Annotated in this window: 12 protein-coding genes; 2 read left to right on the top strand and 10 right to left on the bottom strand. The window is 38.9% G+C overall.

Going from position 1 to position 10,465, the window contains the following annotated elements; all coding sequences use genetic code 11:
- Positions 1-135 precede the first annotated feature (135 nt).
- From AAC037_RS10460 to AAC037_RS10415, 10 genes are all read right to left on the bottom strand, one after another.
- Positions 136-1,527 (bottom strand): sodium-dependent transporter, encoded by a 1,392-nt coding sequence (locus AAC037_RS10460; protein ID WP_339902945.1) that lies wholly within the window; start codon positions 1,525-1,527, stop codon positions 136-138.
- A gap of 41 nt (positions 1,528-1,568) precedes the next feature.
- On the bottom strand, positions 1,569-1,880 hold the full coding sequence (locus AAC037_RS10455) for a sugar nucleotide-binding protein (RefSeq protein ID WP_339902944.1): 312 nt from the start codon (positions 1,878-1,880) through the stop codon (positions 1,569-1,571).
- A gap of 26 nt (positions 1,881-1,906) precedes the next feature.
- On the bottom strand, positions 1,907-2,497 hold the full coding sequence (locus AAC037_RS10450; RefSeq protein ID WP_339902943.1) for a sugar nucleotide-binding protein: 591 nt from the start codon (positions 2,495-2,497) through the stop codon (positions 1,907-1,909).
- Positions 2,472-3,323 (bottom strand): peptidylprolyl isomerase, encoded by an 852-nt coding sequence (locus AAC037_RS10445; protein WP_339902942.1) that lies wholly within the window; start codon positions 3,321-3,323, stop codon positions 2,472-2,474. The genes AAC037_RS10450 and AAC037_RS10445 overlap by 26 nt, the downstream gene beginning before the upstream one ends.
- Positions 3,316-4,254 (bottom strand): hydroxymethylbilane synthase, encoded by a 939-nt coding sequence (hemC, locus tag AAC037_RS10440; RefSeq protein ID WP_339902941.1) that lies wholly within the window; start codon positions 4,252-4,254, stop codon positions 3,316-3,318. The genes AAC037_RS10445 and hemC overlap by 8 nt, the downstream gene beginning before the upstream one ends.
- Positions 4,254-5,162: a 30S ribosomal protein S6--L-glutamate ligase gene (gene rimK / locus AAC037_RS10435; RefSeq protein ID WP_339902940.1), complete on the bottom strand. Its 909-nt coding sequence runs from the start codon at positions 5,160-5,162 to the stop codon at positions 4,254-4,256. The genes hemC and rimK overlap by 1 nt, the downstream gene beginning before the upstream one ends.
- Complete coding sequence (locus tag AAC037_RS10430; protein WP_339902939.1) at positions 5,159-5,587, bottom strand: RimK/LysX family protein; 429 nt, start codon at positions 5,585-5,587, stop codon at positions 5,159-5,161. The genes rimK and AAC037_RS10430 overlap by 4 nt, the downstream gene beginning before the upstream one ends.
- Positions 5,588-5,643: 56 nt before the next feature.
- On the bottom strand, positions 5,644-6,765 hold the full coding sequence (locus tag AAC037_RS10425) for a hypothetical protein (RefSeq protein ID WP_339902938.1): 1,122 nt from the start codon (positions 6,763-6,765) through the stop codon (positions 5,644-5,646).
- A gap of 10 nt (positions 6,766-6,775) precedes the next feature.
- Positions 6,776-7,981, bottom strand: coding sequence for a putative sugar nucleotidyl transferase (locus AAC037_RS10420; RefSeq protein WP_339902937.1), 1,206 nt, complete (start codon positions 7,979-7,981; stop codon positions 6,776-6,778).
- A gap of 72 nt (positions 7,982-8,053) precedes the next feature.
- Positions 8,054-8,299 carry a type B 50S ribosomal protein L31 gene (locus tag AAC037_RS10415; protein WP_014018871.1) on the bottom strand — a complete coding sequence of 82 codons (246 nt, stop codon included), beginning with the start codon at positions 8,297-8,299 and terminating at the stop codon, positions 8,054-8,056.
- Positions 8,300-8,511: 212 nt separating this feature from the next.
- Between AAC037_RS10415 and AAC037_RS10410 the strand changes: the two genes are divergently transcribed.
- Positions 8,512-9,813, top strand: coding sequence for a hypothetical protein (locus AAC037_RS10410; protein ID WP_339902936.1), 1,302 nt, complete (start codon positions 8,512-8,514; stop codon positions 9,811-9,813).
- A complete protein-coding gene (locus tag AAC037_RS10405) occupies positions 9,764-10,174 on the top strand; it encodes a hypothetical protein (RefSeq protein WP_339902935.1) in 411 nt (136 codons plus the stop codon). Before AAC037_RS10410 ends, AAC037_RS10405 begins: the two co-directional genes overlap by 50 nt.
- Positions 10,175-10,465: the final 291 nt, after the last annotated feature.

The following is a 10,465-nucleotide window of genomic DNA, read 5'->3' as shown; positions in this document are numbered from 1 at the left end:
TGAATTAGTTTACCCTTACGTGGTCAAGTTTTATCGAATTTTCCAACAAGCCCTATTTATATAAGGTTACCAATTGTTAATGCTTTGAAAGCACCCTTTGTTTCCTTGGGATCCGCAACTTAAGACTACTTTTAATTATCCACCGCTTCCTGGTTCCCCAAAGACTCCTACCATATTGAGTATTACCAATATGATCACAATGGGACATACCCACCTGATAAAAAACATCCATGCCAATCGGGGAAGTCCCTCAAACGAAGTTGTACCCAAAGTAAGTTCTGCAGCAAATGCTTTAATGTTTTTTATCCAACCGGTGTAAAGACTTAACATCAAGCAGATGATCACAATGGCCAAGGTTCCAAAGAAGAAGTCCATAAGATCAAAAAAGCCCATAATGTCTCTACCAAAGAAACTAAAGTGCATGACATTGAAAAAATTTCCTTTGACCGCAGATAAAGAAGAAGGGATACTTAAAAACATGGCTGAAATTCCTAATGTCCAAGCTGCCTTTTTACGTGACCATTTCCTTTCATCAATAAAATAAGCTACAGGTACCTCTAGCATGGATATACTTGAGGTCAAAGCCGCCACTAATAAAAGCAAGAAAAACATTCCGCCTATAATATTTCCAAACGGTTCAATTTGGTCAAAAACTCTTGGGAGTACATTAAAGACCAATGCTGGGCCTTCATCTGGACTAACCCCAGGCAATAAAGCAAAAAGAGCTGGAAATATCATTAAGCCTCCCATAAGGGCGACAGTGCTGTCCATGCCTGCAATCCAAGCAGAAGACTTGATGATATTGTTGTCCTTGGGTAGGTATGAACCAAATGTAATCATTAACCCCCAACCTACGGACAAGCTAAAAAATGCCTGCCCAAGCGCCGATAATATTACTTTGCCGTTGATTTTACTGAAATCTGGGGATAGGTAATACTCAATTCCCTTTCCTGCTCCGGGTAAAGTCACAGCCCTTGCTGCGATAAGAATGATTATAATAAATAAAAGAGGCATTAAAAACTTTGCAGCTTTTTCAATACCTCCGGAAATGCCACCCAAAACCACAAGGATGGTCATGAGTATAAACAACATGCAAAGAGGGATGACATAGAGAGGGGTTTGGATAAACACCTCAAAATCAATGGGTATGTTAATGAGTTCAGTAAAGATATATCCTATGGTCCATCCTGCAATTACAGAGTAATAACTGAGAACAGCAAAGCATACCACCACACATAGTACACCTGAGGATTGCCAAAATTTACTTCCTCCGGTTTCTTTGATTGCTCCCACAGGGTTTTTTCCGGATTTTCTTCCTAGGGCTACCTCATTAAGAAGCAAAGGTAATCCTACTAAAAGAACACATATTAAATAGACAAAGACAAATGCGCCCCCTCCATTTTGACCCGTGATGTAAGGGAATCTCCATATGTTACCTAGTCCAACTGCCGATCCACCTGCAGCCATGATAAAACCAAATGAAGAGCCCCATTGTCCTCGAGAGGGTGTTTTACTAGATTTTTGCATATTGTTGGGTGAATTGATTAGATTTCAAAATAAAAAAATAATTATATTTTATAATTAGCTAATTTAATTTGTTTTGCCATAATTTCAATCCCTTCTTCAAAAGTTTTAGGCTTGAAATCCAGAATATTTTTAGCCTTAGAAATATCTAAGCCTGTCCTCAAAGGCCTACTGGCTACCTGAGAAAATACGCTGGAGTCGGTTTTCTTAATTCCTTTTGGGTCTAATTCAAAAAAATTGACAGTAAGCATGGCCATATCGTAGGGAGTAAGTAACTCATCACCGGAAATATTAAAAATTCCAGTCGCATTTTTTTCTACGATAAGCAAGCAGCCCTTTGCTAAATCTTCTGCCAAGGTGGGCGTCCTAAATTGGTCATCAACTAGGCTAAGTTCTTTGTTCTGTTCAAAACAATATTAGAGCGAGACATGTCGTGGGCAATTCCATAAACCAAATTGGTTCTTACAATTGTCCAGTTGTGGGTGTATTTTTGAACTTCAATTTCAGTTTCGATTTTAGTCTTGCCGTAATAGTTTAGTGGATTTGGCTTAGCCTGCTCATCATATGGCCCATTTTTTCCATCAAAAATAAAATCAGTAGATATGAATATGAGGTGAGATTTGGTCATTTCACATCCTTTCATAATATTTAAGGTTGCCGTAACGTTTTGTTCAAAACAGGTATGTTTGTTTACTTCACATCTGTCTACGTCTGTCATTGAAGCGGCGTGGATAACGTATTGGGGACTATAGGCTTTAAATATAGCCATAACCTCCAATGGTTTGGTTATATCCATCTCTTCATATACATAACCACCCCATTCAGTGGGGAGGCGGCAATCACCTCTACCGGTGGCTATGGCTTCATATTTTCCTTCAATAAGTATTTCTTTTATGATTTTCTGCCCTAATAAGCCATTCGCTCCGGTAATTAGTATTTTCGGTTTTTTACTTTTGAGGATATTGATATCCATATTCTTTTGCTATTTTCTTTTTTGAGATATATTCGACATTTACTTTCATGTAAACTGGTGTAATTGGTAAGTCATTACTCCCTGTCTCCAAAGAAGCAATTTCATCCAGAACATCAATACCTTTAATTACCTTACCAAATACCGTATAAGTATCATCCAAATGTGGGGTGCCTCCCACTGTGGTATAGGCTTGAACTTGATTTTTTCTTTTGTCCAATCCCAAATTTAAGTTAAAAAATTTTTCCAACACTACTTTATTGGAAAGCATTAATGAATTTATACTGTCGTATTCCCCTTTTTGGTATAGATCTGCGTATTTTTCTCTAAGTTCTAAATTGGTCTCAAGTTGAAGGTATTGAGCGAAAGCTTGTTGTAGTTTCCTTAAATCCGTCGTCAATTCAGGTTCTTCATATACTTTTCCCTCTACTATATAGAACTGGCATCCACTGGATCTCATTTCAGGATTGATTTGATTCCCTTGTCTGGCTGCTGCTATGCTACCCTTCTCATGAATCAAGTCTTCGTTAAATTCCGCCGGCAGGGTATACCAGTCTTCTTGGTCCAGGTTTTCTTTATTAAAGACATCACCGCCTTGAATCATAAAATCTTCAATGATTCTATAAAAGGTGGTGGAGTCGTATCTTCCGGATTCAGCTAGGGCTATGAAATTTTCCTTGTGTACCGGAGTTTCATCGTACAATATGGCATACATTTTACCATATTCTGTGTCAATCGTGATGAGATAGTCTTTTTCACTAGCGCAGGAAGCTACTGATATAATTGTCAAAATTCCTGCAATCATTCTTAATATTGAAATCTTAGCCATTTAGTCTTTGCTTAATTTCCTTTAAAAGTAGGTCTCCTCCTTGAGATTTGATGTCCTCAGCTAGTTTCTTGCCTAGTAAACTTGCTTCCGCTTCTGTACCACTATGGGAAGAAAAGAGTCTTTCTTTGCCATCAATTTGCATGAGTCCTCCTTCAAGAATTAATCGATCCCCTTCCCAATGGGCAAGGGCAAAGGCCGGAATACTACAACCCCCTTCTAAGACGCTTAAAAAACTTCTTTCCGCTTCTAAACATGCCGCGGATTCGGGATGGTTAATAGCAGATTTTATAAGCGTTTTTAGCTCATGGTCCATGCCTTTATGGATTTCCACTCCTATACTACCTTGACCTACTGCAGGGATAAATTCTGTTAGGGGTAATTCTTTTTTGATCAGTTTGTCGTAACCCATTCGGTGAACACCTGCATAGGCCAAAAGCAAACCATCACAAAGCCCTCCTTCCATTTTGCTTACCCTTGTTTGTAGGTTGCCTCTTACATCGACGGGTTTAATATGTGGGTAAAAATATTTTAATGTTGCCACCCTCCTGGTTGCTGAGGTTCCCAATACTAAAGGCTTACTCCTGTCATTTAGGTCAGGGAAATCATCCTTGTGGCTGATGATGACGTCATTTACCTTTTCTCTTTCAGTAAAGGCAATTGTTTCGAACCCTTCAGGTAAACGTGAAGGAAGATCTTTTGCGCTGTGCACGGCGATGTCAATTTCTCCGGCCGCTAATTTGGCTTCCAACTCTTCTGTAAAGACACCTTTGCTACCAATTTTTGAAATGGAAACATCCAATACCTTGTCTCCTTTGGTTTCTATTGTTACGATGGTAGTGCTCAAACCATTCTTGTTCAATAAATCCGCTACATAATAAGCTTGGTATAAAGCCAATTTACTTCCTCTTGTTCCTATTTTAATTGATTTCATTACGAATCCGATTTCCTTCTTACTTGTTTTTTTTGAACGCCACTTTCTATAAATGAGACAATATTTCCTGCAATGTCCAATCCGGTGGCCTTTTCTATACCTTCCAGCCCGGGTGAGCTATTAACCTCTAAAATCAGAGGACCCCTGTCTGATTGTAATAGATCCACTCCGGCAACCGAAAGTCCCAAAGCCTTGGCCGCATTTAATGCAGCGGACTTTTCAGCCCTCGATAGTTTGATCACCTCAGCTTTTCCTCCTCTATGCAGGTTGGAGCGAAACTCTCCCTCTGCCCCTTGCCTTTTCATTGCGCCAACTACTTTGTTGTTCACAACAAATGCCCGGATATCTGCCCCTTTGGCTTCTTTTATAAATTCTTGAACGATTATTCGCGCTTTTAGCCCATGAAAGGCCTCAATTACGGATTGTCCGGCTTTTCTTGTCTCTGCTAAAACCACACCTAAACCTTGGGTGCCTTCCAGTAACTTGATGATTAATGGGGCACCGCCAACCATTTCCACAATTTGCTTTTCTCCACCTTTTGAAAAATTAGTGAATGCCGTTTTCGGCATGCCCAAACCTTCTCGTGAAAGAATCTGCAAGGACCTCAATTTATCTCTGCTGCGAACAATTGCCTGAGAGGCTACCACAGAAAAAACACCCATCAGTTCAAACTGTCTGACTACGGCAGTCCCATAAAAAGTGACTGAGGCTCCTATTCTTGGGATAATCGCATCAATTCCATTGAGCTTTTCTCCTTTATAGATAATGTGTGGACCTTTTTGTTCAATGACTAAGTCACAAGCAGAATGATCGATGACCAAAGCTTCATGGTTGGCCTCCTGAATGGCTTGAACGAGCCTTCTGGTGGAGTACAATTGTGAATTTCGAGATAATACCGCTATTTTCATTCTGCTTTTGTAAGGTTTACCTTTTCAACATCTACCAAAAATCTGCCTGCCAATATTTTGCGGCCTAATAATACATTGTTTTTCATTTTGCCTCTGTCAGAAAGCGTAAAACCTGCCTTGAACTGTTGATCTCCAAGTGTCATCATGGTTTTGATTAAAAAACGCTTTTCAATTTGGCCAAAGGAGTTTTTCACCTTTTTTATTTTGTAGTTGTCAATGTTAATTGTTTTTCCGGTATACCTATCGTCTTCAGGATCCAATAGAATTACCTCCAGTTCTTTCCTATTGTCTTTAAGTACCTCTTTCACAGAGGTGACATGAATAGAACAATTGTAGGCTCCGGTATCAATTTTTGCATTGATTGCTGTTATATTCCATTCAGGGAGGTCGATTTTTTCTTTCCTTCCGATAATTGTTTTTTCCATGACTCAAAGTTAAGCTTTACTTGAACAATAGTCATGCTGGATGCGCAATTATTGCATCAGGCAGCTTTGATTATGCGCGCCAAGTTAAACCCTAAATCCAAAAATAATATTTTAGGGTTCACATTTCTTTCTATGTGGTAATGGGCTTCATTTAAAGCTGTGTAAATTTTGGTTAGCTTTTCCTCATTTAAAACAGAATTGCTGAATTTGATAATGAATTCTCTGTCCTCATCAGTTGTTCGCATTAACTCAGCTAACTGGGCTTTATTTAATAAAGACTCTCTGATTACATTAATTCCGGTTAACAATAAAGATCTTTGGCCTTCTTTTGAGAACCTAGTGATTTGTTCTGAAAAATTAACTAGTTCTTGAATCTTAACCGAATAGCAGTCCCTTAGCCAGTCTCTGAAAATCATGGTGTTTTTGTCTTCGGTGTTTTGGGATAGCAGCATGGCTTCTCTTAAGTTTCCATCTGCAAGAGGGGCAATTTGTTGGGCAGCAACTGCTGTTGCCAGGCCATTCTCAACAAGGTAGCCTTGTATTTCATTGTCTGTAAAATTCCTCACATGAACCTTTTGCGTTCGCGAAAGAATGGTTGTCAATAGGCTTTCCGGCTGCTGAGTAATCATAAGGAAGAGTGTTTTTTCCGGAGGCTCTTCTAAAACCTTTAGGAGTGCATTGGCTGCAGCTACATGCATGGTTTCCGGTGCCCAAATAAGCATCATTTTATACCCCCCTTCAAAAGATTTTAAAGAGAGCGTTTTAACGATCTGCTTGGCAGCTCCTTTTGTGATGCTTAATGGTTTGTTGATTGCCAAATGATAATTCCAATCCTGCAGGTTGCCATAAGGGTTTTTCAATACAAAATCTCTCCAGGAAGAAAGAAGGTCTGTGGTTTCTTCCTCATCTTTTTTCTTCGCTGCAGGAAGAGGCATTGCAAAATTTAAGTCAGGATGCACCAGTTTCCCCATTTTAATACAAGAAGGGCATTTCCCACAAGCATCATCAGGGCCCGGATTGGCACAATTTATATAAGTAGCCATGGCCAAGACCAATGGCATACTAGGGCTCCCTTCTTTTCCATGGAATAATAATGCATGAGCCAGGTGATCATTTTTAATGGCATTGATAAGCTTGACTTTTGTTTCTTCAAGCCCCGGAATTGATGAAAAAAGCATGTTTTTTTATTTATAATTCTTTGTCCCAAATACGGTAAGGCCTGGTTATTTCAAATACTTTTTGCAATATAGCTCTTTCATTTTCATCAAACTCTTTGCCCTTTAATTCCATAACCTTTTGAGCAGTTGCTTCAAATTTCATAAGCTTAAAAGTACTAAAACCTGCAGAACCACCACCCCATGCAAAGGAGCTAACAAATTTTCTGGGAAAGCCCTCCCCAAATACGTTTGATCCAACGCCTATTACAGTGCCTGTGTTGAGTGTGGTTCCTATGCCAAGTTTGGTGTGGTCAGCTACCATTGATCCACAAAATTGTAAGCCAGTATCTCCATACCCACCTTTGGTATAATCCCAAACCTTGACAGGCATTAGATTATTCTTCATATTGGAGACCACAGTATTAGCACCGAAGTTGCACCATTCACCTACTACGCTATTGCCAATATAGCCATCGTGTGATTTGTTGCTATGACCAAAAAAAACGGTATTGGAAACTTCTCCACCGACTTTGCAATTAGGGCCAACGGAGGTGTTTTCACGGATTTTGGATCCCATACTTAGAATGGCACCATCACATAAGGCAAATGGACCTCTAATCACGGATCCCTCAGATACTTCTGTGTTTTTACCAATATAAATGGGTCCATTCGTAGCATTTAAAATTGCCGCACGCACTTTAGCCCCCTTTTCGATAAAGATATTGGGTTCATTGTACATATGTGTGTGGGGGTCGTCTGTACCCCAAGAAACCCTACGTTTGCTTATAAGGGTGAAATCCTTTTTTATTTCATCTCCATTCCATAGAAAAATCTGCCAGTTTCTGCTAAGTAACCTAATATCACCCTCAAATTCAATTCTCTTTTTAGTAGGTAAATGGTCGTTGTGAAAGTCCTCAGGTTTGTCAAAAAATGCAGCCAATAAAGTGTCTTGGTGCCAAAGAGCTTCGTTTTCATTGAGCGAGTCAATGGTGCTTATAAGGTCCTCATCTGGACATAAAGCGCCATTAATATAGAGGGCCTTATGGCTTAATGGGGGATATTTTCCTTGTAAGTAATTTTGTGTCAAAAAACCCAGGTCTTTGGCGTGAAGTGCGTTTTGCCACTTTTCACTGATTTTAAAAATGCCTATCCTTATTTCGGCAATAGGGCGGGTAAACGTAAATGGCAACAAGTTCCCTCTACTCTTGGGGTCATCAAATAAAACGATATGGTCCATATTACAAAAATAAAAAAGTCTACCAGAATTATGCTTCTGATAGACTTTATCTCAAAGAATAATAAGAAAAACTTACTTTTTCTTATATCTCCTATTAAATTTCTCAACTCTACCAGCAGTATCCAAAAGCATTTTCTTACCGGTATAGAAAGGGTGAGACGCAGAGCTAACCTCTACCTTTACCAATGGGTAATCCTCGCCATTTTCCCAAGTAATGGTGTCATTTGTTTCAATGGTAGACTTGGTGATGAACTTATAATCACTAGAAGTGTCTAAGAAAACTACTTCTCTGTAATTTGGATGGATTTCTTTTTTCATTGTATAAACTATTATTTTTTTTCTTCTTCAAATTGAGGCACAAATTTACCCCTTTTTATAATTTTCTCCAAAACATTCCCTTTCAAATATAAAATACTTCGCTAATTTTATATCATAAATGGCCAATTCAGTCAATAGGCTAGTTTTCAGTAAAATCTAAAATGTGATTTTTTATCCACAATACTGGTTATTCAGTGTAAACTTAAGTTTTTATGAAGTACTTTTTTCTTTTTTTTATGTTTACAGGTTCCTTTGTCTCAGATGTTTTGTCACAAAGTCCATATTTGCCGTTCAATAGGGATTACTATTCTCTTTTGGAAAGGTACGAAATAAAAAATGGAGCTTTTAATGAATTTTTCCATACAGGGAGCAAGCCTTACAGAAGAGATGAGGTGGTCCAGTTTCTCGAGAAATACAAACAAACGGCCGGCTACCTAAGCAGTAAGGATGAGTTTAACCTTAATTATTTATTACAAGATAATTGGGAGTATGCCTCTGATACTATGGCTCTTTCTAAACTTTCCTTAGGTAAACACATTTATAATAGGCCTTCAGATTTTTATGGTTACAAGAATAAAGATTTTGATGTACACTTAAATCCTGTCCTGTATTTACAAGGGGGAGCTGAAATCGACAGTGATCAGATGCCTTTTCGAAATACCCGAGGATTGGCAATACATGGGAGTATTGACAATAAAATCGGTTTTTACACCATGCTGGCTACTACCGACTTGCTGTTCCCCTCTTGGGTAAACGATTATGTGGGAAGTCATGGGGCCATTCCGGGGCAAGGCTTTTGGAAAAGGTATGGTGACAGGGGCTATAGTTTCTTCTCCGCACGGGGCCATATTACTTTTTCTGCCACAGGACATGTAAACATTCAAATGGGGCATGACAGCCATTTTATTGGAGAAGGCCTTAGGTCTTTTATATTGTCAGATTTTTCGAATCCCTTTGTGTTTGTGAAAGTCAACACAAAGATAGGGAAGGTCAATTTCACTAATTTATGGGGGCAAATGACGGCCGATATCATCACATCCAGGGGAGTGCCTACAGATGGGCGGTACCCACAAAAGTGGTTTTCTTTCCACAGGTTAGGGGTTAATTTAGGAAAAAGGTTTAACCTGGGGGTGTTTGAATCAGTAATGGCGGATAAAGCAAACTGGAATTATTTCAATCCCTTGATTTTTTATCGGTGGGTAGAGCACCAATTAGGCACTCCGGATAAAGTAATGCTCGGAACAGATATGAAATGGAATTTAGGTAAAGGAATGCAACTTTATGGGCAGTTTGTTCTTGATGAATTTGTATTCGATGAGTTTTTTCATATTACCGAAAGTGGTTCCAGTAGAAACAAACATGGTGTCCAGTTAGGATATAAATACATTGATGTAGCCGGTATAGATAACCTTGATTTTCAGTTGGAGTACAACCAGGCGAGACCCTTTACTTTTCAAGAGAAGTTTGTCTTATACCAATTACAGCATTCCACTTACCCACCCAAGAGGAGCTAACTTTAGAGAGCTTTTGGCAGTGATGACTTATCAGCCTTTGCCAAAGTTGACGCTTCGAGGAACAATGATGTACCAAATGTATGGCGCAGACCCTACGAAAGAAGATAACTATGGAGGAGACATCTTAAAAAACAGAACCCAAAATAGTACAGGTTTATATGGTAATTATATTGGGCAAGGGCAAAAAAACAAGGTCGGCATGGCAACTTTACATTTGCAATACTTGTTACGGCATAACTTATTCATTGATTTATCTCAAACAATGCGGCAAGTAAATGCCGATGGAGAGATAAGTTCCAAAACCTCCTATGGCCAATTGGCGTTGCGATTAAATATTTCCAGATTTGACCAACAATTTTAATTGGTAAGGATTAATTAGCAACCCTTCCATCCAAAAATTGGTAAATTGCGCAATTATTGTGGCAATTTAGTTTTGAAATGAATTTGATGTACCAAAATAGATTTGCTTATTTTCTTAGGAATAAACATTGCCTAAGAATAACCGGGTATTGAAATTCCCTCAATCCTATTCACCCTTGATTACAATTTGTATTAAAAATACCATATGAAGACTTACTTAAGAATCTTGGCCTATGCGCGCCCCTACCGGAGGTATTTGCCCGTGTATATTGCTTACGCGTTATTGGCCATC

This window comes from uncultured Cyclobacterium sp. (genome assembly GCF_963976465.1).
Taxonomy (GTDB): Bacteria; Bacteroidota; Bacteroidia; order Cytophagales; family Cyclobacteriaceae; genus Cyclobacterium.
This window is presented reverse-complemented; position numbering and strand designations above follow the sequence as displayed.